Origin of the sequence: Pseudomonas sp. 382 (genome assembly GCF_002759075.1) — a bacterium.
Taxonomy (GTDB): domain Bacteria; phylum Pseudomonadota; class Gammaproteobacteria; order Pseudomonadales; family Pseudomonadaceae; genus Aquipseudomonas; species Aquipseudomonas vlassakiae.
This window is the reverse complement of record NZ_PEMX01000022.1, coordinates 17221-38040: the sequence shown is the minus strand read 5'-3', so window position 1 is coordinate 38040 and position 20820 is coordinate 17221. Positions and strand designations below refer to the sequence as shown.

21 protein-coding genes and 1 pseudogene are annotated in these 20820 nt (G+C 63.0%); 9 read left to right on the top strand and 13 right to left on the bottom strand.

The features are described from left to right. Nucleotides 1-69: 69 nt before the first annotated feature. The 5 genes from ydcS to CQW31_RS21400 all read left to right on the top strand — a co-directional run bounded on the left by ydcS (nt 70) and on the right by CQW31_RS21400 (nt 5534). On the top strand, nt 70-1221 hold the full coding sequence (ydcS, locus tag CQW31_RS21420) for a putative ABC transporter substrate-binding protein YdcS (protein WP_099815338.1): 1152 nt from the start codon (nt 70-72) through the stop codon (nt 1219-1221). A gap of 130 nt (nt 1222-1351) precedes the next feature. Beyond that, nucleotides 1352-2392 (top strand): ABC transporter ATP-binding protein, encoded by a 1041-nt coding sequence (locus CQW31_RS21415; protein ID WP_099815337.1) that lies wholly within the window; start codon nt 1352-1354, stop codon nt 2390-2392. Between the two features lies 1 nt (nt 2393). Further along, complete coding sequence (locus tag CQW31_RS21410) at nt 2394-3296, top strand: ABC transporter permease (protein ID WP_054886923.1); 903 nt, start codon at nt 2394-2396, stop codon at nt 3294-3296. Continuing rightward, nucleotides 3286-4092, top strand: a complete 807-nt coding sequence (locus tag CQW31_RS21405; RefSeq protein ID WP_054886924.1) for an ABC transporter permease — start codon at nt 3286-3288, stop codon at nt 4090-4092. Before CQW31_RS21410 ends, CQW31_RS21405 begins: the two co-directional genes overlap by 11 nt. 17 nt (nt 4093-4109) lie before the next feature. Next, nucleotides 4110-5534 (top strand): gamma-aminobutyraldehyde dehydrogenase, encoded by a 1425-nt coding sequence (locus tag CQW31_RS21400; RefSeq protein WP_099815336.1) that lies wholly within the window; start codon nt 4110-4112, stop codon nt 5532-5534. Between the two features lie 395 nt (nt 5535-5929). Here CQW31_RS21400 and CQW31_RS21390 read toward each other — a convergent pair whose 3' ends face one another. Further along, nucleotides 5930-7036, bottom strand: coding sequence for an NADH:flavin oxidoreductase/NADH oxidase (locus CQW31_RS21390; RefSeq protein WP_054887010.1), 1107 nt, complete (start codon nt 7034-7036; stop codon nt 5930-5932). Between the two features lie 453 nt (nt 7037-7489). Between CQW31_RS21390 and CQW31_RS21385 the strand changes: the two are divergent. Both CQW31_RS21385 and CQW31_RS21380 read left to right on the top strand, forming a co-directional pair. Beyond that, a pseudogene (locus CQW31_RS21385) lies at nt 7490-7770 on the top strand (hypothetical protein). 142 nt (nt 7771-7912) lie between these two features. Further along, the gene (locus CQW31_RS21380) at nt 7913-8176 is read left to right on the top strand and encodes a DUF3077 domain-containing protein (RefSeq protein WP_054887012.1); all 264 of its coding nucleotides are present in this window, start codon (nt 7913-7915) and stop codon (nt 8174-8176) included. A 125-nt stretch (nt 8177-8301) separates the two neighbouring features. Here CQW31_RS21380 and recJ read toward each other — a convergent pair whose 3' ends face one another. Then, nucleotides 8302-10011 (bottom strand): single-stranded-DNA-specific exonuclease RecJ, encoded by a 1710-nt coding sequence (gene recJ, locus CQW31_RS21375; RefSeq protein ID WP_099815334.1) that lies wholly within the window; start codon nt 10009-10011, stop codon nt 8302-8304. A gap of 30 nt (nt 10012-10041) precedes the next feature. Next, nucleotides 10042-10584 (bottom strand): YaeQ family protein, encoded by a 543-nt coding sequence (locus CQW31_RS21370; protein WP_054887014.1) that lies wholly within the window; start codon nt 10582-10584, stop codon nt 10042-10044. Nucleotides 10585-10717: 133 nt separating this feature from the next. Here CQW31_RS21370 and CQW31_RS21365 point away from each other — a divergent pair, with 133 nt between their 5' ends. Then, nucleotides 10718-11917, top strand: a complete 1200-nt coding sequence (locus CQW31_RS21365; RefSeq protein WP_054887015.1) for a CaiB/BaiF CoA-transferase family protein — start codon at nt 10718-10720, stop codon at nt 11915-11917. 11 nt (nt 11918-11928) lie between these two features. Then, entirely contained in the window at nt 11929-12786 is an 858-nt protein-coding gene (locus CQW31_RS21360) for a TIGR02285 family protein (protein WP_099815333.1), read from the top strand. Nucleotides 12787-12924: 138 nt separating this feature from the next. Here the strand turns inward: CQW31_RS21360 and CQW31_RS21355 are convergent, their stop codons facing one another. From CQW31_RS21355 to rimM, 10 genes are all read right to left on the bottom strand, one after another. Then, entirely contained in the window at nt 12925-13206 is a 282-nt protein-coding gene (locus tag CQW31_RS21355) for a DUF3509 domain-containing protein (protein ID WP_054887017.1), read from the bottom strand. 77 nt (nt 13207-13283) lie between these two features. Beyond that, nucleotides 13284-13673, bottom strand: coding sequence for a histidine kinase (locus CQW31_RS21350; protein ID WP_099815332.1), 390 nt, complete (start codon nt 13671-13673; stop codon nt 13284-13286). 128 nt (nt 13674-13801) lie between these two features. Next, nucleotides 13802-15211 (bottom strand): threonine synthase, encoded by a 1410-nt coding sequence (thrC, locus tag CQW31_RS21345; protein WP_027920098.1) that lies wholly within the window; start codon nt 15209-15211, stop codon nt 13802-13804. A gap of 49 nt (nt 15212-15260) precedes the next feature. Then, a complete protein-coding gene (locus CQW31_RS21340; protein WP_099815331.1) occupies nt 15261-16565 on the bottom strand; it encodes a homoserine dehydrogenase in 1305 nt (434 codons plus the stop codon). A gap of 82 nt (nt 16566-16647) precedes the next feature. Further along, entirely contained in the window at nt 16648-17406 is a 759-nt protein-coding gene (locus tag CQW31_RS21335) for a thioredoxin fold domain-containing protein (protein ID WP_054887021.1), read from the bottom strand. A 155-nt stretch (nt 17407-17561) separates the two neighbouring features. Further along, nucleotides 17562-18458 (bottom strand): site-specific tyrosine recombinase XerD, encoded by an 897-nt coding sequence (xerD, locus tag CQW31_RS21330; RefSeq protein WP_054887022.1) that lies wholly within the window; start codon nt 18456-18458, stop codon nt 17562-17564. A gap of 172 nt (nt 18459-18630) precedes the next feature. Next, nucleotides 18631-19038: an acyl-CoA thioesterase gene (locus CQW31_RS21325; protein ID WP_054887023.1), complete on the bottom strand. Its 408-nt coding sequence runs from the start codon at nt 19036-19038 to the stop codon at nt 18631-18633. Nucleotides 19039-19131: 93 nt separating this feature from the next. After that, nucleotides 19132-19482, bottom strand: a complete 351-nt coding sequence (gene rplS / locus CQW31_RS21320; protein ID WP_054887024.1) for a 50S ribosomal protein L19 — start codon at nt 19480-19482, stop codon at nt 19132-19134. Nucleotides 19483-19524: 42 nt separating this feature from the next. After that, nucleotides 19525-20277, bottom strand: coding sequence for a tRNA (guanosine(37)-N1)-methyltransferase TrmD (gene trmD / locus CQW31_RS21315; protein ID WP_003252146.1), 753 nt, complete (start codon nt 20275-20277; stop codon nt 19525-19527). Between the two features lie 3 nt (nt 20278-20280). Continuing rightward, a complete protein-coding gene (gene rimM, locus CQW31_RS21310) occupies nt 20281-20817 on the bottom strand; it encodes a ribosome maturation factor RimM (protein ID WP_054887025.1) in 537 nt (178 codons plus the stop codon). Between the last annotated feature and the right edge of the window lie 3 nt (nt 20818-20820).

Genomic DNA, 20820 nt, shown 5'->3' with positions numbered 1-20820 from the left:
CTTATAACCGTTGCTTCACTGCTTTCTTGACGACTGCCCCGACCAAAATCTCCAAAAAGAGGGAACACCATGTCAGTGCACAAGACCGCATTGCTCGGCGCCGCGACCGGCGCGCTGCTGGCCGGCGCCAGCCTGCAGGCCGCCGAGATGCCCAAGGCCCTGGGCGCCGGTGAGGGCCGGCTGGATATCGTCGCCTGGCCCGGCTACATCGAGCGCGGCGAAAGCGACAAGGCCTATGACTGGGTCACCGGTTTCGAAAAGGAAACCGGCTGCAAGGTCAGCGTCAAGACGGCGGCCACGTCCGATGAAATGGTCAGCCTGATGACCAAGGGTGGCTACGACCTGGTCACGGCTTCCGGTGACGCCTCGCTGCGCCTGATCGTCGGCAAGCGCGTGCAGCCGATCAACACGGCACTGATCCCCAACTGGAAGAACATCGACCCGCGCCTGCAGAACGGCGGCTGGTACGTGGTCGACAAACAGGTGTACGGCACGCCGTATCAGTGGGGCCCGAACGTGCTGCTGTACAACACCAACGTCTTCAAGCAGCCACCCACCAGCTGGAACGTGGTGTTCGAGCCGCAAGACCTGCCCGATGGCAAGCCGAACAAAGGCCGCGTGCAGGCGTATGACGGGCCGATCTACATCGCCGACGCGGCGCTTTACCTTAAATCGGCCAGACCCGAGCTGGGCATCAACGACCCGTACGAGCTCAATGAGGCGCAGTACAAGGCCGTGCTGGAACTGCTGCGCCAACAGCAACCGCTGATCCACCGTTACTGGCACGACGCCACAGTGCAGATGAGCGACGTGAAGAACGAAGGCGTGGTCGCCTCCAGTTCGTGGGGCTACATGGTCAACGGCCTGAAGGCCGAGAACCAGCCTGTGGCCTCGACCATTCCGCAGGAAGGCGCCACCGGCTGGGCCGACACCACCATGCTGCACAGCGAGGCCAAGCACCCCAACTGCGCGTACAAGTGGATGGACTGGTCGCTGCAACCCAAGGTGCAGGGCGATGTCGCGGCCTGGTTCGGCTCCTTGCCGGCAGTCCCGGCAGCCTGCACCGGCAGTGAACTGCTGGGGGCTGAAGGGTGCAAGACCAACGGCTTCGACAACTTCGACAAGATCGCCTTCTGGAAAACTCCTCAGGCCCAAGGCGGCAAGTTCGTGCCGTACAGCCGCTGGACCCAGGATTACATCGCGATCATGGGCGGGCGCTAAAGCCGGTTGAGCCTGTACCAGCCTCTTCGCGGGCACGCCCGCTCCCACAGGAACCGCGCCGTACCTGTGGGAGCGGACGCGCCGGCGAAGAGGCCAGTAGACGAGACAGAAATCGAACGGAGCCAAGGTAATGCCCCTAGCCGTCCAGTTCACCCAGGTTTCCCGCACCTTCGGCGAGGTCAAGGCCGTCGACCAGGTCAGCATCGACATCGATGACGGCGAATTTTTCTCGATGCTCGGCCCCTCCGGCTCGGGCAAGACCACCTGCCTGCGGCTGATCGCCGGCTTCGAACAACCCGACAGCGGGTCGATCCGCATCCATGGTGTCGAGGCCGCTGGCGTGCCACCCTACCAGCGCGACGTCAACACCGTGTTCCAGGACTACGCCCTGTTCCCGCACATGAACGTGCGCGACAACATCGCCTACGGCCTCAAGGTTAAGGGCGTGGCCAAGGGCGAGCGTCATGCCCGCGCCGAACAAGCGCTGGCCATGGTTGCCCTGGCCGGCTACGGCGAACGCAAACCGGCGCAACTCTCCGGCGGCCAGCGCCAGCGCGTTGCCCTGGCCCGCGCCTTGGTCAACCGGCCACGGGTACTGCTGCTCGATGAACCGCTGGGCGCGCTCGACCTGAAGCTGCGCGAACAGATGCAGGGCGAATTGAAGAAACTGCAGCGTCAGCTGGGCATCACCTTCATCTTCGTCACCCACGACCAGACCGAAGCACTGTCGATGTCGGACCGGGTGGCGGTGTTCAACCGCGGGCGCATCGAGCAGGTCGACACGCCGCGTAACCTGTACATGAAACCGGCGACCACCTTCGTCGCCGAATTCGTCGGCACCTCCAATGTCATACGGGGCGACCTCGCCGTACAGCTCAGTGGCAGTCGCTCACCGTTTTCCATTCGCCCGGAGCATATCCGCCTGGTGGAGCAGGCCGGCCAGGCGCATGACGTCCAGCTCAGTGGCCTGCTGCGCGATATCCAGTACCAGGGCAGCGCCACGCGCTATGAGGTGCCGCTGGACAACGGTCAGCTGCTGGCTGTGAGCCACGCCAACGACCGCTGGCAGGCGCTACCGCAGCCCTGGCAGGCCGGCCAGCAGGTGCAGGTGCGCTGGCCGCGCGAGGCGATGACCGCGCTGCAGGAAACTGTCCTGGCTGAGGCGCGCTGACATGCGCCATCTGTCCGACCTGCTGTACCGGCGCCCCAATCTCTACCTGGCACTGTTGCTGATCCCGCCGCTGACCTGGTTCGGCGCCATCTACCTGGGCTCGCTGCTAGGCCTGCTGTGGCAAGGGTTCTACACCTTCGACGACTTCACCATGGCGGTTACCCCGGAACTGACCCTGGGCAACTTCGCCGCGCTGTTCAACCCGTCGAACTTCGACATCATCCTGCGCACCCTGGCCATGGCCGTGGCGGTCTCGCTGGCCAGTGCGGTGCTGGCCTTCCCCATCGCCTACTACATGGCGCGCTACACCAGCGGCAAGACCAAGGCGTTCTTCTACATTGCGGTCATGATGCCGATGTGGGCCAGCTACATCGTCAAGACCTACGCCTGGACCCTGCTGCTGGCCAAGGGAGGAGTGGCCCAGTGGTTCATCCAGCAACTGCACCTGGGTGCGCTGCTGGAGGCCGTGCTGGCCGTACCCGGGGTTGGCGGCAGCACGTTGTCGACCTCGCACCTGGGGCGCTTCATGGTCTTCGTGTACATCTGGCTGCCGTTCATGATCCTGCCCATCCAGGCCTCGCTGGAGCGCCTGCCGCCCTCGTTGCTGCAGGCTTCGGCAGACCTTGGAGCCAGGCCCGGGCAAACGTTCCGGCAAGTGATCCTGCCGCTGTCGATCCCCGGCATCGCCGCCGGCTCGATCTTCACGTTCTCGCTGACGTTGGGCGACTTCATCGTGCCGCAGCTGGTCGGCCCACCGGGTTACTTCATCGGCAGCATGGTCTATGCCCAGCAAGGGGCGATCGGCAACATGCCGATGGCGGCAGCCTTCACCCTGGTGCCGATCGTGCTGATCGCGGTGTACCTGTCCATCGTCAAGCGGTTGGGGGCCTTCGATGCACTCTGAAAAAGCGTCTGTCGGCTTGCGCCTGGCGGCCTGGGGCGGGTTGCTGTTCTTGCACTTCCCGATCCTGATCATCTTCCTGTACGCCTTCAACACCGAGGATGCGGCGTTCAGCTTCCCACCCAAGGGCTTCACCCTCAACTGGTTCAGCGTGGCCCTCGCCCGCCCCGACGTGCTCGATGCCATCAAGCTGTCGCTGCAGGTGGCCTGCCTGGCCACGCTGATCGCGCTGGTGCTCGGCACCCTGGCCTCGGCGGCGCTGTACCGGCGCAGCTTCTTCGGCAAGGAGAGCATCTCGCTGATGCTGATCCTGCCCATCGCCCTGCCCGGGATCATCACGGGCATTGCCCTGCTCTCGGCATTCAAGAGCCTGGGTGTAGAACCCGGCGTGTTGACCATCGTCATAGGCCACGCCACGTTCTGCGTGGTGATCGTCTACAACAACGTGATCGCGCGCCTGCGGCGCACCTCGCAGAGCCTGATCGAGGCGTCCATGGACCTTGGTGCCGACGGCTGGCAGACCTTCCGCTACATCATCCTGCCCAACCTCGGCTCAGCCCTGCTGGCCGGGGGCATGCTGGCGTTCGCCCTGTCGTTCGACGAGATCATCGTCACCACCTTCACCGCCGGCCACGAGCGGACCTTGCCGATCTGGCTGCTCAACCAGCTCAGCCGCCCCCGCGACGTGCCGGTGACCAACGTGGTCGCCATGCTGGTGATGCTGGTGACCATGCTGCCGATCCTCGGCGCCTATTACCTGACCCGTGGCGGCGAAAGCGTCGCGGGCAGTGGCAAATGACCCTCAAGGAGTCCCTCATGCAAACCCGAATGCTGATCAACGGTAAGCTGGTCGCCGGCGAAGGCCCTGCCTGGACTGTACTCAATCCAGCCGAAGGCAGCGCCCTGGCGCAAATCAACGAAGCCACCGAGGCCCAGGTCGATACCGCCGTGCGCGCCGCCGACCAGGCTTTCGACAGCTGGTCTCAGACCAGCCCCAAGGAGCGCTCGCTGGTGCTGCTGGCGCTGGCCGACACCCTCGAAGCCCATGGCGATGAACTGGCCCGACTCGAGTCGCAGAACTGCGGCAAGCCGTTTGCCGCGGCCCTGAATGATGAAATCCCGGCCATCGCCGACGTATTCCGCTATTTTGCCGGCGCCGCACGCTGCCTCGGCGGTTCGGCGGCGGGTGAATACCTGCCGGGCCATACCTCGATGATCCGCCGCGACCCGCTGGGCGTGGTGGCTTCGATTGCGCCGTGGAACTACCCGTTGATGATGCTGGCGTGGAAGGTCGCCCCGGCCTTGGCAGCGGGTAATACGGTAGTCATCAAACCCTCCGAGCTGACCCCGCTGACCGCCCTGCGCCTGGGCGAACTGGCCAAGGACCTGTTGCCGCCCGGTGTGCTCAACATCCTGTTCGGCCGTGGGCAGACGGTCGGCAACCCGCTGGTCACCCACCCCAAGGTGCGCATGGTCTCGCTGACCGGCTCCATTCCCACCGGCGCGCATATCATTGGCGCCACTGCCAGCAGTGTGAAACGCATGCATATGGAATTGGGCGGCAAGGCGCCGGTGCTGGTGTTCGATGATGCCGATATCGACGCAGCCATCGATGGCATCCGCACGTTCGGCTTCTACAACGCCGGCCAGGACTGCACGGCGGCCTGCCGCCTGTATGTGCAGGCGGGTATCTACGAGCGCTTCGTCGAGCGCCTGGGCAAGGCCGTTTCCAGCCTCAAGGCCGGCCTGCAGGATGCCGAGGACACCGAACTCGGCCCGCTGATCAGCGCCCAGCACCGCGACAAGGTGGCCGGCCTGGTCCAGCGTGCCATCGCCCAGCCGCATATCCGCCTGGTGACGGGCGGCAAGGTGATTGCGGGGGATGGCTTCTTCTTCGAACCGACCGTACTGGCCGACGCCTTGCAGGATGACGAGATCGTGCGCAACGAGGTGTTTGGCCCGGTGGTCTCGGTGACCCGCTTCAGCACCGAAGAGCAGGCGCTGGAATGGGCCAACGACTCCGATTACGGCCTGGCATCATCGGTGTGGACCGGCGACACCGGCCGCGCCCACCGCCTGGCGGCGCGCTTGCAGTATGGCTGCACCTGGGTCAACACCCACTTCATGCTGGTCAGTGAAATGCCCCATGGGGGACAGAAGCATTCGGGGTATGGCAAGGACATGTCGATGTATGGGCTGGAGGATTACACCTGTGTGCGGCATGTGATGATCAAGCATTGAACGTAATGCCTGGATTGAGGCGGGACCTCAATCCAGGAGCTTTCCTACATTGCGTCAAGCCCATCTCTTGCTTTCGTTATCTTGTGATCATCGAAAACCTACGATCTGGAAGCCAGAAGGCATGGAATATCTGGGACACAAGGCAGTAGTGAAATACAGCAAAGAGGGTCGGAGGTAAAACACAACCTCCGAAATCAACGCGACCACTGTGGGAGCGGCTTTAGCCGCGAACACCGGCAAAGCCGGTGCCAGCCACCGCGTTGCCTGCTTCGCGGCTAAAGCCGCTCCCACAGGAATCGCGGCGCGCCCTGGCGGACATTAGTTTCCTGTGCGACAGCGCAGCCTGCAGAGCTGGGTAATCTCCCACAGGAACCGCACTGAGTCGGCGGCCTTAATCAATCCCGCAAATCGGACTCGTGAATCGGGTTGGCGCGGCTGGTCGCCCGTTGGTACTGCGCCGGCCAGGTGGCTTTATTACCCCCCAGATCATCATCGGCATGCAACGGCCAGTAAGGATCGCGCAGCAGCTCACGGGCCAGGAAGATCACGTCAGCCTGCCCGGTGCGCAGAATGTGCTCGGCCTGAGCCGGTTCGGTGATCATGCCGACAGTGCCGGTGGCGATCTCCGCTTCCTTGCGCACGCGCTCGGCGAAACGGGTTTGGTAACCGGGGCCAGTGGGGATTTCGGCGTTGACCGAGGTACCACCGGAGGACACATCGATCAGGTCGACACCCAACACTCGCAGGCGACGAGCCAGTTCGACGGTTTCATCCGGGTTCCAGCCGTCCTCTACCCAGTCGGTCGCCGATACCCGCACGAACAGCGGCAATTCCGCCGGCCAGACCTCGCGCACCGCTTTCACCACCTCCAGGGTCAGGCGAATGCGGTTTTCGAAACAACTGCCGTAGTCATCGCGGCGCTGGTTGCTCAGCGGCGAGAGGAACTGGTGCAGCAGATAACCATGGGCGGCGTGGATTTCGACCACTTTGAAACCGGCCTTGAGCGCCCGCTCGGTCGAGGCGACGAAGGCATTGATCACATCCTGGATCTCGTCCTTGCTCAACTCGCGAGGCGGTGTGTGTTGCGGGTCAAAGGCAATCTTCGACGGCCCCACGGGCTGCCAGCCGCCGTCTTCGAGCTTCACACTGCCCTGCTTGCCCAGCCAGGGCCGATAGGTGCTGGCCTTGCGCCCGGCGTGTGCCAGCTGGATGCCGGGGACGGCGCCCTGAGCGGTGATGAAACGGGTGATGCGCTGCAACGGGACGATCTGGGCGTCGTTCCAAAGGCCGAGGTCTTCGGCTGTGATGCGGCCATCGGCAGTCACCGCGACGGCTTCGCTGATGACCAGGCCAGCGCCACCCACGGCGCGGCTGCCCAAGTGAACGAGATGCCAATCGTTGGCCAGGCCATCGATGGCGGAATACTGGCACATCGGCGAAACCGCGATGCGGTTGGGCAGCGTCAGCTGACGCAGGGTGTAAGGCTCGAGCAGCAGGCTCATGAGGGCACCTCCCAAGGACTCCAATGGTGATCCGGCCCGGACACTCAAGTGCACATCCCTGGCCCGGTACCGGTCATTAATCAGACTAGACCAGATTGATGGGGGAGAAGGTTCACCGGGATTGCTTACTGGTCCGACGCATGCATCAGATACTTCCTACACATATGAACTAGCGGTGCCTGATTAAGGAAAATATCCTACAAGCCCTGTCGACTCGCGTCTGATTGTCCCTGGAAACACCGCCCTTTAGGCTTTTTCGGGTCGCTGATGTTTAGCGTCCGGGGGTGGAATCCTGGTCAATTACTGAGTTGCTGCCGTCATGGCAGTTGTGCGCGGGAGGCCGCAAAGCCTACCGGGTTTACTCGTAGCCTGGATTCCACACCGCGTACAACTGCCACCCTTCGTGTGGAATCGGAGAGGTTGGCCAATCGGTAACCCTACGAGTCGGTTCATATGAAAAAAATAGTCCCCGATCCACCCCGTCATTTCGACCTTCCCTCCGGCGAGCCCCTCACCCATGCCATCAGCGAGGGCATCGTGCCCATCGACCACGTGGTGATGAACGTCACCCACTACTGATGCTTGCCTATAACCATTGCCACCGAACCCTCGACGCCATTGAAGATGACCGCACCCGGGAATCGTTGGTGAACGGACTGCGTGCGATGCAGATTGCCTGGGGCCAGGCGGATGCGCTGTCGCTGGCTCTGGAGCGGAGTACCGGCCTGCATTGAAGTTGGGTTTGCTGGCCTCTTCGCGGGCATGCCCGCTCCCACAGTTGATCACAGGCATCGAGACTTGTGCAGTACCTGTGGGAGCGGGCGCGCCCGCGAAGAGGCCATGACAGGCAATCAAGAAATTTCAGGAGAGGAATCGATGAGCACAGACGACACCCAATTCACTGTCGGCAAAACCACCTTCTTCCAAGGCGAACACCAGACCCATCCCCTGTTCCGCATCGAGCCAGGCATTCCCTGCCGGGATGCCCGTGAGCAGGCCTCGGAGTTGATGGGCTATGTAAGAGAGCTGACCATCATCGGCCTGATGGATGAAAAACCGATGATGATCTGGGCATCCCATTACCTGAGTGCCATGGCCAAAGCACTGATGGATGATGCCGAGTTAGGGATGGCACGTTAACTAACGTGTCAGGGCGGCTAGGTGTACGCCGAAAGGGTTGCGGCGCCTATGAGATCGAGCGCCGCGCGGGCGGCGCTCGATATGTGCCCCACCGCAAAAACCAAGGCAGGCACCTGGCGATAGACTCAGCGCGGCTCCATATGCGCAATCATCAACTGCACACTCTCATTCCCACGAAACTCGTTCACATCCAGCTTGTACGCCAGCTCCACCCAACGCACCGTCGGGTTCGGCCACACATCGCGGTCAATACCAAAGGCAATGCCATCCAGCCGCACCGATCCGCACTCGCTCTTGAGCACCACCTTCAAGTGCCGCTCACCGACCACACGCTGCTCCACCAACTGGAACACCCCATGGAACAGCGGCTCGGGGAAGTGCTGCCCCCAAGGCCCGGCATTGCGCAGGGCCTTGGCCAGGTCGAGGTGGAATTCCTCCACCGCCAGGCTGCCGTCCGAGAGCAGACGACCGGTCAGGTCCTCTTCACGCAACTGGCGCCGGACTTCTTCATCGAAGGCTTCGGCAAACGCCGGGAAGTTGCTTTCCGGCAGGGACAACCCCGCCGCCATGGCATGCCCGCCGAACTTGCTGATCAACTGCGGATGACGCGCTGCCACCGCATCCAGCGCGTCGCGAATGTGGAAGCCCGGCACCGAACGCGCCGAGCCCTTGAGCATGCCGTCGCCAGCATCGGCGAAGGCGATGGTCGGCCGGTGGTAACGCTCTTTCAGGCGCGAGGCGAGAATCCCGATCACGCCTTGGTGCCAATCGGCATCGAACAGGCACAAGCCATAAGGCATGGACTCGACCGGCAAATCCTTGAGCTGGGCCAAGGCCTCGCGCTGCATGCCCTGCTCGATCGACTTGCGGTCCTGGTTCAGGTCATCCAGCTGCTGGGCCATGTCCTGGGCCAGGGCTGCGTCTTCGCACAGCAGGCATTCGATGCCCAGGCTCATGTCGTCCAGGCGCCCGGCAGCATTGAGCCGTGGGCCGAGGATAAAGCCAAGGTCGGTGGAAGTGATGCGCCGGTGGTCGCGTCGTGCCACCTCCAGGATGGCCTTCAGGCCAGGCCGCGCGCGGCCGGCGCGAATGCGCTCCAGGCCCTGGTGGACGAGGATGCGGTTGTTGGCATCCAGCGGCACTACGTCGGCCACACTGCCCAGGGCGACCAGGTCGAGCAGCTCGCCGATGTTCGGCTGCGGCTGCGTTTCGTAACGCCCCATACTGCGCAACCGGGCGCGCAAGGCCATGAGCACGTAGAAGATCACCCCGACGCCGGCCAGCGACTTGCTCGGGAAGTCGCAGCCAGGCTGGTTCGGGTTGACGATGGCATCGGCGTTCGGCAACTGCTGGCCCGGCAGGTGGTGGTCGGTGACCAGCACCTTGAGCCCGGCCGCCTTGGCAGCCGCAACACCCTCGACGCTGGAGATACCGTTGTCGACGGTCACCAGCAGGTCCGGCTGACGCTCGAGCGCGACCTTGACGATCTCCGGGGTCAGGCCGTAGCCGTATTCGAAACGGTTGGGCACCAGGTAGTCGACGTGGGCCGCGCCCAGCAGACGCAGGCCAAGCACGCCGACGGTGCTGGCAGTGGCGCCGTCGGCGTCGAAGTCACCAACGATGAGGATACGCTGGCGCTGGTCGAGGGCTTCGACAAGCAGGTCCACCGCGGCCTCGATGCCCTTGAGCTGCTGATACGGCACCAGCCGCGCCAGGCTCTTGTCCAGTTCGGCCTCGGACTGCACGCCACGGGCGGCGTACAGGCGAGTCAGCAGGGGTGGCAGATTACCCAGCAATGGCAGGGTCGGGGGCAGCGGGCGGGGTTCGATACGCATGGTGTCTTCGGCAGTCAGGTGTCAGTCGGTTCAGCCACGCTCACCGAGCAGCCATTGCAGTTGCACTTCGTGCTGGCCACGGTCATCGGTGACGAACACCGTGCCTTCGCTGATCATCACATCCCATTTGATGGTGCGCGGCATGTCGGTGGCCAGGACTTCCAGCACTTCCTGCGGCACGGCGGCAATGCTCAGGTTCTTCAGGCCCTTGACTGCCCCCACCACCTTGCCTTCCCACACCCGCAGGCTGCCGTAGGCCAGCAGGCTGGTGCGTTCGGTACGGCGTGAGCACCAGGTCAGGCGGTCGGCATCCGGCTGGCCGACTTCGATCCAGTGCAGGATGCGGTCATCCAGGCTCTTTTCCCACAGCGCCGCTTCATCGACATCGGACAGGCCACGGCCGAACGACAGGTTCTCGTTGTACCACAGCGCATAGGCCAGCAGGCGCACGGCCATGCGCTCTTCGGTTTCCGAAGGGTGACGGGCAATGGTCTGGCGGACGTTTTCATATACGCCGCGATCGAGGTCGGTCAGATTCAGTTCGAATTTGTAGGTGGTGGACGGCTGGGCCATGGTCGAATGGGCTTCGTGCGTAAAGAAAAGGCCGCTAGTCTAACCGATCCTGCCTGCGCTTGCGCCGGGGCAGTATCGGCCGCTTCGGACCTATGCTAAAACCACGGCTCTGACCAGTTGCCACGGATGCCTAATGTCTACGCCCAGCAAACCCCTCGCCGGCTTGAAAGTCATCGAACTCGGCACCCTGATCGCCGGGCCGTTCGCCTCGCGGATCTGCGCCGAATTCGGCGCTGAAGTGATCAAGGTAGAGTCGCCGGACGGCGGCGACCCGCTGCGCAAGTGGCGCAAGCTGTACGAGGGCACATCACTGTGGTGGTTCGTGCAGGCGCGCAACAAACAGTCGCTGACGCTCAACCTCAAGCACCCCGAAGGCCGGGAGGTGCTCAAGCGCCTGCTCGGCGAGGCCGACATCCTGATCGAGAATTTCCGCCCAGGCGTGCTGGAGAAACTTGGCCTGGGCTGGGACGTGCTGCACGCCCTCAACCCGCGCCTGGTCATGGTGCGCCTGTCCGGCTTCGGCCAGACCGGGCCGATGAAGGATCAGCCGGGCTTCGGTGCGGTCGGTGAATCGATGGGCGGGTTGCGCTACATCACCGGCTTCGACGACCGCCCGCCCGTGCGCACCGGGATTTCCATCGGTGATTCGATCGCTGCGCTGTGGGGCGTGATTGGCGCACTGATGGCGCTGCGTCATCGCGAAGTCAATGGCGGCCAGGGCCAGGTGGTGGACGTGGCCCTGTACGAAGCGATCTTCGCCATGATGGAAAGCATGGTGCCGGAGTTCGACGTGTTCGGCTTCATCCGCGAGCGTACCGGCAACATCATGCCCGGCATCACGCCCTCTTCCATCCACACCAGCGCCGACGGCAAGCATGTGCAGATCGGCGCCAACGGTGACGCCATCTTCAAGCGCTTCATGCAGGCCATAGGCCGTGCCGACCTGGCCGACGACCCGAGCCTGGCCAGCAACGACGGCCGCGATGCCCGGCGCGACGAGCTGTACGGGGTGATCGACCGCTGGGCCAACAGCCTGCCGCTGGACCAGCTGATGCAGGTGCTCAACGACGCGCAAGTGCCGGCCAGCCGTATCTACTCGGCCGAGGACATGTTCAGCGACCCGCAGTACCTGGCCCGCGAGATGTTCCTGCAGGCGCGCCTGCCAGACGGAAAGCCGTTCAAGATGCCGGGTATCGTGCCCAAGCTTTCGGATACCCCGGGCTCTGCCGAATGGGTAGGTCCGACGTTGGGTGAACACACCGATAGCGTGCTGGCTGGCCTGGGCTACGACCAGGCGGCGATCGCCAGTCTGCGCCAGGCGGGCACGGTCTGAAGCGGCTGCCGATGCGTTCGCCAGCCCTGTTTTGCGCGCTGCTGCTTGCCCTGCTGGTAACGCCGGCACACGCCAAGGAACGCCTGCTGTGGCTGGTGCGCGACCTGCCGCCCTTCACCGTGTTCGAAGGCACGGAGAAAGGCCAGGGGGTTATCGACCAGATGCTGCCGCTGCTGATCGAGCAGATGCCCGAATACGAGCACAGCATCATCCGGGTAAACCGTGCGCGTGGGCTCCAGATGCTCCAGGACCCGTCCAGCTTCACCTGCGACCCGACGCTGCTGTGGACTGCAGAGCGGGCGAAGTTCGTGCAGTTCTCGCAACCGATGCTTGGCGTGCTGAGTAGCGGCGTGGTGGTGCGCAAGAGTGGGCAGTCGCTGCTGGCACCCTACCTTGATGGCCAGCAGGTCGACCTCAAGGGCTTGCTCGGCAATACCTCGCTGAAGCTGGGCATCGTCGCCGAGCGCAGCTACAGCAGCCAGGTCGACGAAATCCTGCGACAGCTGCCCGACTCGGCGTTCAGCCGCCACTACGGCAACGATGCCACCGCCAACCTGTTGCAGATGCAACAGCTCGGGCGCCTGCAACTGGTGCTGGGCTACTGGCCTGAGTTGCGCTACCTGATTCAGCAACAAGGCGGCTCGCCGGCGGACTATCAGTTCCATCCGATCCAGGGTGTGACCCGCTATCAGGTTCTGCATGTAGGCTGCTCGGACACGCCACTGGGGCGCACCGCCATAAGCCACATCGACCAGTTGCTACCGGCCCTGCGCATGAATACCCTGCCCGCCCTGTACGCACACTGGCTCGACCCGGAGCTGCGCGCAGCCTATCTGGAAGAGAGCAAGCACTTTTTCGAAAGCCACTGAAAAACAGGCAAAAAGAAACCCCGGACGCTGGGGTGGACGCCCGGGGCCAATCGAAAGTCCTGATGGACTCTCCACGACAACCCGCCAGTGCCGGAGCTGTGCACTGGCCGGCTGCCCTTGATGTTTAGGATAACCCCTTCAGGCAAAGGTTCCCTGTGGCTGCTGGCGCTGTTGCAAGGCCGCGATCACACAAGGCTGCAAGCGCCCCTCGACAATCTGCAAGTCGCGGTGCAAGCCGTCTACCAGATCAATCAGCAGGCTTTGCTCCTGCAGTTGGCGTTGGCTGACGGTGCGCCGCAAGGCCGTGCCGCCGAGGCTGTCGTACACGGTCAATTGACGGTTGCCGTTGGCATCCGTGACACCCAGCATGGCCTGGTACGGCGTTAGTGCGTCGTTGAGCAGTCTGCAGATTCTTTCCATCCGGATCACTCGCATGTAATGGGACATGAAGGAACTGACCAGCACGCGTGGCGAAAAGTTCGTTGCCCCCGGCTGTTTCAGTGAGGATGCGCGGGCGACGTGACAGTTTGAATACGTTGCAGGGCTCGTTGCCAGCGCCGGACTGGCAGCGGCCAAGGGAGGTCGGCAAGGACCCACAGGCCCTGGCGTCGGGCTTCATGGGCGAGGTTCGGGGAACCCGCGTTGGCATGCCCGACAAACAGCACGGCGCGAGTGCGACAGGCCCGTTCGAGCAAGGCCAGGCCATCGGTCACCGCATGCTCGAGAATCAGCAGGTCAGCGCGCGGTGGACGGGCCAGGCAACTGTCGAGGTCGGCCAGGTCGTGGGTGACGCGCACATTGAACAGGCCCATGGCGTTGCAGGCCTGGTGCAGGAGGATCTTGTGGGATGGGCGTGCCGGGTGAATCAACACGAAGGGCTGTCGCATGTGCCGCTCCTAGGGAAGGACCGGCCACTCTAGGCAAGGCTTTTAAAGCCTTACATAGGACAATTCTGCAAAAGGGGTAGGAAGTTTTTGAAATCCGGGGCTGCATTGCAGCCCCGAAAACCGTGCGATTACAAAGGCTTGCCGCGATTACCATGCTGGCTGACAAAGGCTTGAACAGCCTTCAGATCATTGGCCAGGACGGTGCAGCGCTCTTCACGGCTGAACAGGTCGCTCAGGTGCGCCGGCAACTCCAGCGCCTTGCCAACACCGGCCTTCTCCACCGCCTCAGGGAACTTGACCGGGTGGGCGGTGCCCAGCACCACCATCGGCGTGTCCAGGCTGCGGCGGCACTCGCGGGCGGCCTTGACACCGATCGCGGTGTGCGGGTCGAGCACCTCACCCGTGGCGGCAAACACCTCGGCGATGGTCTCGCAGGTCTGCTCGTCGCTGACTGCCAGCGAATCGAACAGCTTGCGTGCCTCGGTCCAGCGGTCCTGCTCGACGCTGAAGCCGCCGCCCTGCTTGAAGGTCGCCATCAGCTCGGCCAGCGCGGCGCCGTTGCGACCGTGCAGGTCGAACAGCAGGCGCTCGAAGTTGGACGACACCATGATGTCCATCGACGGCGACAAGGTCGCGTGCAGGGTTTCCTTGACGTACTGGTTGCCGCTCATGAAGCGGTGCAGGATGTCGTTGCGGTTGGTGGCGACGATCAGCTGGCTGACCGGCAGGCCCATGTTGCGCGCCAGATAACCGGCGAAGATATCGCCGAAGTTGCCGGTCGGCACCGAGAATGCCACCGAACGGGCCGGGCCGCCCAGCTGCAGGGCCGCATGGAAGTAATAGACGATCTGGGCCATGATCCGCGCCCAGTTGATCGAGTTGACCGCGACCAGGCGGGTGCCCTTGAGGAACGACTGGTCGGCGAAGCTGGCCTTGACCATTTCCTGGCAGTCGTCGAAGTTGCCTTCGATGGCGATGTTGTGGACGTTGTCGCCGAACAGGGTGGTCATCTGCCGACGCTGCACTTCCGACACACGCTGGTGCGGGTGCAGGATGAAGATGTCGACATTTTCGCAGCTGCGGCAGCCTTCGATGGCGGCCGAACCGGTGTCACCGCTGGTGGCGCCGATGATCACCACACGCTCGTTGCGCTTGGCCAGCACGTGGTCGAGCAGGCGACCGAGCAGTTGCAGGGCGAAGTCCTTGAAGGCCAGGGTCGGACCATGGAACAGCTCCAGGACCCACTCGTTGCTGTTCAGTTGACGCAGCGGGGCGACCGCAGCGTGGGCGAACTCGCCGTAGGTTTCTTCGAGGATCTTCTTGAAGTCGGCGTCGGCGATGCTGCCTTCGACGAACGGGCGCATCACCCGGAAGGCCAGCTCGTGATACGGCAGGCCGGCCCAGGAGGCGATTTCTTCCTGGGTGAAGCGAGGCAGGTTCTCAGGGACGTAAAGGCCGCCGTCGCTGGCCAGGCCAGCCAGCAGCACGTCTTCGAAATTCAGGGCCGGAGCCTGGCCGCGGGTACTGATATAGCGCATGGGTGCAAACCTTCGATGCTAGGGCCGCCCGAGCGGCCCGATTGGCAGATTAATTCAACTGTTCGACGCGAATGCGTACAACCTTGCCGACCACGTCCTGCAGGGCTTCCAGCGCGACGATGGCGTCGTTGATGCGCTGCTCGACCACACCGTGGGTCAGCAGGATCATCGGCACCAGGCCGTCCTGCTCCTCGGCTTCCTTCTGCATGATCGACTCGATGTTGATGCCGCGCTCCGAGAGGATGCTCGCCACCTGGGCCAGCACGCCCGGATGGTCCTTGGCCTGGATGCGCAGGTAGTAGGCGCTTTCGCAGGCTTCGATCGGCAGGATCGGATGGGCCGACAACGAGTCTGGCTGGAAGGCCAGGTGCGGCACGCGGTTTTCCGGGTCGGAGGTCATGGCACGGACCACGTCGACCAGGTCACCTACCACCGACGACGCTGTTGGCTCCATGCCGGCGCCAGCGCCGTAGTACAGGGTCGAACCGGCGGCGTCGCCGTTGACCATGACCGCGTTCATCACGCCGTTGACGTTGGCGATCAGGCGGTCGGCCGGGATCAGCGTCGGGTGCACGCGCAGCTCGATGCCTTCGGCGGTGCGACGGGCCACGCCCAGGTGCTTGATGCGGTAGCCCAGCGCTTCGGCGTAATTCACGTCAGCGGTGGTCAGCTGGGTGATGCCTTCGGTGTAGGCCTTGTCGAACTGCAGCGGGATGCCAAAGGCGATGGACGCCAGGATGGTCAGCTTGTGCGCGGCATCGATGCCTTCGACGTCGAAGGTCGGGTCGGCTTCGGCATAGCCCAGCGCCTGGGCTTCGGCCAGCACGTCGGGGAAGGCGCGGCCTTTTTCACGCATTTCGGTGAGGATGAAGTTGCCGGTGCCGTTGATGATGCCGGCCAGCCAGTTGATGCGGTTGGCCGACAGACCTTCGCGGATCGCCTTGATCACCGGGATACCACCGGCCACTGCGGCTTCGAAGGCAACGATAACCCCCTTCTCGCGCGCCTTGGCAAAGATCTCGTTACCGTGCACGGCGATCAGCGCCTTGTTGGCGGTCACCACGTGCTTGCCATTCTCGATGGCCTTGAGCACCAGGTCACGCGCCACGGTGTAGCCACCGATCAGCTCGATGACAATGTCGATCTCCGGGTTGCTCGCAACGTCGAACACATCAGCGGTAATGGGGGTACCGGTAATCTGGCAGTTCGGGTTCTGCGAGCGCATGGCAATCTGTGCCACTTCAATACCGCGCCCGGCACGGCGGGCAATCTCCTCGGCGTTGCGCTGAAGTACATTGAAGGTTCCGCCACCGACGGTCCCCAACCCACAGATGCCTACTTTGACCGGTTTCACTGTGAACTCCCCATTGAACGGCCGGCGCCTTCACCGACCGTGAAACATGCCGTCACCCCATGACGACGGCGTATTGAATTGATTACTTGGCGGCCTGCTGCTGGCCATCCAGGGCCAGTTTGGCCACCTGCGGTGCGGGCTGGTAGCCCGGGATCACATGGCCGTTCTCGAGCACGATGGCCGGCGTGCCGTTGACGCCGATCTGCTGGCCCAGCTGGAACTGCTTGCTGACCGGGTTGGCGCACTTGGCGGCCTTGATTTCCTTGCCTTCGACCATCTTGTCCATCGCCGCGCGGCGATCGCTGGAGCACCAGACTGCCTGCAGCTGCTCGTCACCAGGCGAGCCGAGGCCCTGGCGCGGGAAGGCGACATAGCGCACTTCGATACCGCGGCGGTTGAGCTCGGGCACTTCGGCGTGCAGCTTGTGGCAATACGGGCAGGTGGTGTCGGTGAAGACGGTGATGTGCGACTTGGTCTCGCCCTTGGCAGGATAGACAACGGTCTCGGCGGCCGGAATGCCGTTGATGAGCTTGGCGACGCCCTGACGCTCGGTTTTCTCGGTCAGGTTGACCGGCTTGCCGTCCTGCAACTGGTACAGGTAGCCCTGCATGACGTACTGGCCGTCGGCGCTGGCATACAGCACACGGCCGCCCTGCAGCTTGACTTCATAGAGGCCATTGAGCGGGCTGCTGCCGACGCTTTCCACCGGTACTTCGAGTTCGAGGTTCTGCAACGACTTGCGGATAGCCTGCTCGGCGCTGGCATTGCTGTCAGCCGCGGCAACGGCAAAGGTACTGGCCAGCGCCAACACGGCGGCGGCGAAAATATGGGTCACGCGCATGGGGAACTCCTGGAGGCGGACAGGGGCCGGAGGGCGTCACCTGCAAAAAAAAATGCGGCGACCGTGCGGCCCTTGATGCAAACCGCCCAAGCCTACCACATCGCGCTGCGGATGAAGGGGCCTGCAAGGACCGGTCGGCGGAACATGAAAAACATTCATCCACGCGGATGGTGCTGGGCGTGCAACTGCTGCAGCCGCGCCTTGGCTACATGGGTATAGATTTGCGTGGTGGAGAGGTCGCTGTGGCCCAGCAGCATCTGCACCACACGCAGGTCGGCACCGTGGTTGAGCAGGTGGGTGGCGAAAGCATGGCGCAGGGTATGCGGCGACAGCGGCTTGTCGATGCAGGCCACCCGCGCCTGGTGCTTGATGCGGTGCCAGAAAGTCTGGCGAGTCATCTGCTCGCCGCGCTGACTGGGGAACAGTACGTCGCTGGGGCGGCCGTTCAGCAGTTCGGCGCGGCCATCACGCAGGTAGCGCTCCAGCCAGACCACCGCCTCCTCGCCCATTGGCACCAGGCGTTCCTTGCTGCCCTTGCCCATAACCCGCAGCACACCCTGGCGCAGGTTGACCTGGTCGAGGGTCAGGCTGACCAGTTCGCTAACGCGCAGGCCGCAGGCGTAAAGGACTTCGAGCATGGCGCGGTCGCGTTGACCGATGGCTTCGCCCAGGTCCGGGGCCTGCAGCAGGGCTTCGACGTCGGCTTCCGACAGTGATTTGGGCAAGGGCCGACCAAGTTGCGGCATGTCGACCTGCAGGGTCGGGTCGACGGCGACCAGCTTTTCCCGCAGCAAATAGCGGAAGAAGCCTCGCAGCCCGGAGAGAAAGCGCGCAGTGGAGCGAGGTTTGTAACCTTGGTCCAGGCGCCAGGCCAAGTGATCAAGAATCAGTTCGCGGCCGGCGTCGGGCAGCGCTACCGAATGCGCCTGGAGCCAGCCGTTGAACAGGGCAAGGTCGCTGCGGTAGGAGGTGCGGGTGTTGTCGGACAGACCTTTTTCGAGCCACAGGGCGTCGAGGAACTGGTCGATCAGGGGGTGGTCTAGGGCGGGCATGCAGGGCTGCTGGGTGTTGAAGTTGGGCCTAGTGTTTCACAGCAGCTCATAGGTTGTCTGTACTGGCCCTTTCGCGGGCAAGCCCGCTCCCACAGGGTTCTCCACAGAATTTGAACACTGCGCTGTACCCATGGGAGCGGGCTTGCCCGCGAAAGGGCCGGTACAGGAAAGCTCAGGCCTGGGGCAGGACCGGCACCGGGCGCTTGTCCTCGTCGATGGCGACAAAGCTGAACACCCCGTGGATCGCCCGCTCGCGGCCATCCAGGTACATGTTCTCAACGAACACATCGACCTGCACCTGCAAGCTGGTATTGCCCACCTTGACCACCGTGCCCACCAGTTCGACGATCGAACCTGCCGGGATCGGGTGCTTGAAGTCGATGCGGTCGGTGGACACGGTCACCAGCGGCAGCCGGCAGAAACGCGTTGCGGCGATGAACGACACTTCGTCCATCCAGGCCAGCGCCGTGCCGCCGAACAGTGTGTTGTGGTGGTTGGTGGTGTTGGGGAACACCGCTTTGGTCACGCGGGTCACCGACAGCTCGGTGCGGCGCTGGATTTCCTGGTCTCGGCTGCTCATATCCATCACGTTTACAGGTTTCAGAAAGCAAAAAAGCAGCCCGAAGGCTGCTTTTTTCTCGCTAGGCGGCCTTGGCCACCGGGCAAACTGTACTCAGGACAGTTTTTCCTTGATGCGAGCGGCTTTGCCGGACAGGTCGCGCAGGTAGTACAGCTTGGCTTTACGCACGTCACCACGACGTTTCACGGCCAGGCTGTCGATCTGCGGGCTGTAGGTCTGGAAGGTACGCTCAACGCCTACGCCGCTGGAGATCTTGCGCACGGTGAAGGCGCTGTTCAGACCGCGGTTACGCTTGGCGATAACAACGCCTTCGAACGCCTGCAGACGGGAACGATCACCTTCCTTCACTTTAACCTGGACGACGATGGTGTCGCCTGGTGCGAAGGTCGGGATTTCCTTGTTCATCTGCTCGGCTTCGAGCTGCTGGATGATCTTGTTGGTCATGCTGTGCTCCTAAGATGGATACTTGATCCACCATCGATACGTTTAACTATCGTCCCGCTCGCGGAGATATTCCTCGAGCAGCTTCTTCTCTTCTCCAGAAAGCGAGCGACTTTCCAGAAGATCGGCGCGTCGTTCGAAGGTCCTACCAAGGGACTGCTTCATCCGCCATCGCCGGATATGTGCATGGTTGCCGCTTAGCAACACGTCGGGAACACGCTGATCCGCATACACCTCAGGTCGGGTGTAGTGCGGGCAATCCAGCAGACCGTCGGTGAAAGAGTCTTCCTCCGCCGAGTCCACATGCCCTAAAGCTCCGGGCAGCAGCCGTGTAACCGCATCGATCAGTACCATGGCCGGCAGCTCGCCACCGGAAAGCACATAGTCACCAATCGACCACTCCTCATCGACATGAGCCTCGATAAAGCGCTCGTCGATGCCTTCATAACGACCGGCGATCAGGATCAACGATTCCTGTTCGGCCAGGCCTTTGACCGCCTGCTGAGTCAGCTTGCGGCCTTGTGGCGAAAGGTAGATCACCTTCGCCGCTGCTCCGGTCGCTTGCCTGGCGCTAACCAGGGCGTCTTCCAGAGGCTTGATTTTCATCACCATGCCCGGACCACCGCCAAACGGCCGATCATCCACGGTATGGTGGCGATCTGTGGTGTAGTCCCGCGGGTTCCAGCAAGTCACCTGAAGCAACCCCTGTTTCACCGCGCGGCTGGTAATGCCGTACTCCGTGATGGCCGAGAACATCTCGGGGAACAGCGTGATGACGTCTACGCGAAGGTTACCCATCGGTTAGAAGTCCGCGTCCCACTCAACCCGCATCACGCCCGCTTCCAGGTCGATATCGAGCACGCATTGCGCCGTGTAGGGCAACAGACGCTCGCGATCATCCAGGCTGCCTGCGCAGGGTTTGACCACCATTACATCGTTCGCACCGGTCTCCAACAGGTGATCGACCTTGCCGAACAGCTGTTCGTCCTGGTTGATGACCTTCAGACCCACCAACTGGTACCAGTAGTACTCGTCGGCAGCCAGGTTGGGCAAAAGGCTCCGCGCAATGCAGATTTCGTGACCACTCAGAAGACGGGCTTCATCACGATCATCGAGGCCTTTCAACTTCACGACCAGGCCCTTTTGGGAGCCACGACCGCTGACCAGCTCGACCTGCTTTACCTTGCCTTCGTGCCGAAGCGTCCAGCGCGGATAATCCAACAGGTTTTCAATCGGATCGGTAAAGGAATACACCTTCACCTCGCCGCGAACGCCGTGAACCGAAAAAATCTTGCCAACGACGATGAGGTCGTCAGCCTTTTCTGGCGTCGCGTTCATACT

Excerpts from the sequence above, each read along its gene's own strand:
- CQW31_RS21355 (WP_054887017.1), bottom strand. The coding sequence starts at position 13,206 with ATGGAAAGAATCTGCAGACTGCTCAACGACGCACTAACGCCGTACCAG.
- CQW31_RS21335 (WP_054887021.1), bottom strand. The coding sequence starts at position 17,406 with ATGCGCGTGACCCATATTTTCGCCGCCGCCGTGTTGGCGCTGGCCAGT.
- CQW31_RS21415 (WP_099815337.1), top strand. The coding sequence starts at position 1,352 with ATGCCCCTAGCCGTCCAGTTCACCCAGGTTTCCCGCACCTTCGGCGAG.
- xerD (WP_054887022.1), bottom strand. The coding sequence starts at position 18,458 with ATGCCCGCCCTAGACCACCCCCTGATCGACCAGTTCCTCGACGCCCTG.
- CQW31_RS21365 (WP_054887015.1), top strand. The coding sequence starts at position 10,718 with ATGTCTACGCCCAGCAAACCCCTCGCCGGCTTGAAAGTCATCGAACTC.
- CQW31_RS21325 (WP_054887023.1), bottom strand. The coding sequence starts at position 19,038 with ATGAGCAGCCGAGACCAGGAAATCCAGCGCCGCACCGAGCTGTCGGTG.
- CQW31_RS21400 (WP_099815336.1), top strand. The coding sequence starts at position 4,110 with ATGCAAACCCGAATGCTGATCAACGGTAAGCTGGTCGCCGGCGAAGGC.
- CQW31_RS21370 (WP_054887014.1), bottom strand. The coding sequence starts at position 10,584 with ATGGCCCAGCCGTCCACCACCTACAAATTCGAACTGAATCTGACCGAC.
- CQW31_RS21360 (WP_099815333.1), top strand. The coding sequence starts at position 11,929 with ATGCGTTCGCCAGCCCTGTTTTGCGCGCTGCTGCTTGCCCTGCTGGTA.
- rplS (WP_054887024.1), bottom strand. The coding sequence starts at position 19,482 with ATGACCAACAAGATCATCCAGCAGCTCGAAGCCGAGCAGATGAACAAG.
- CQW31_RS21350 (WP_099815332.1), bottom strand. The coding sequence starts at position 13,673 with ATGCGACAGCCCTTCGTGTTGATTCACCCGGCACGCCCATCCCACAAG.
- trmD (WP_003252146.1), bottom strand. The coding sequence starts at position 20,277 with ATGGGTAACCTTCGCGTAGACGTCATCACGCTGTTCCCCGAGATGTTC.
- CQW31_RS21390 (WP_054887010.1), bottom strand. The coding sequence starts at position 7,036 with ATGAGCCTGCTGCTCGAGCCTTACACCCTGCGTCAGCTGACGCTGCCC.
- CQW31_RS21380 (WP_054887012.1), top strand. The coding sequence starts at position 7,913 with ATGAGCACAGACGACACCCAATTCACTGTCGGCAAAACCACCTTCTTC.
- rimM (WP_054887025.1), bottom strand. The coding sequence starts at position 20,817 with ATGAACGCGACGCCAGAAAAGGCTGACGACCTCATCGTCGTTGGCAAG.
- thrC (WP_027920098.1), bottom strand. The coding sequence starts at position 15,211 with ATGCGCTATATCAGTACCCGCGGCCAGGCTCCGGCCCTGAATTTCGAA.
- recJ (WP_099815334.1), bottom strand. The coding sequence starts at position 10,011 with ATGCGTATCGAACCCCGCCCGCTGCCCCCGACCCTGCCATTGCTGGGT.
- CQW31_RS21405 (WP_054886924.1), top strand. The coding sequence starts at position 3,286 with ATGCACTCTGAAAAAGCGTCTGTCGGCTTGCGCCTGGCGGCCTGGGGC.
- ydcS (WP_099815338.1), top strand. The coding sequence starts at position 70 with ATGTCAGTGCACAAGACCGCATTGCTCGGCGCCGCGACCGGCGCGCTG.
- CQW31_RS21410 (WP_054886923.1), top strand. The coding sequence starts at position 2,394 with ATGCGCCATCTGTCCGACCTGCTGTACCGGCGCCCCAATCTCTACCTG.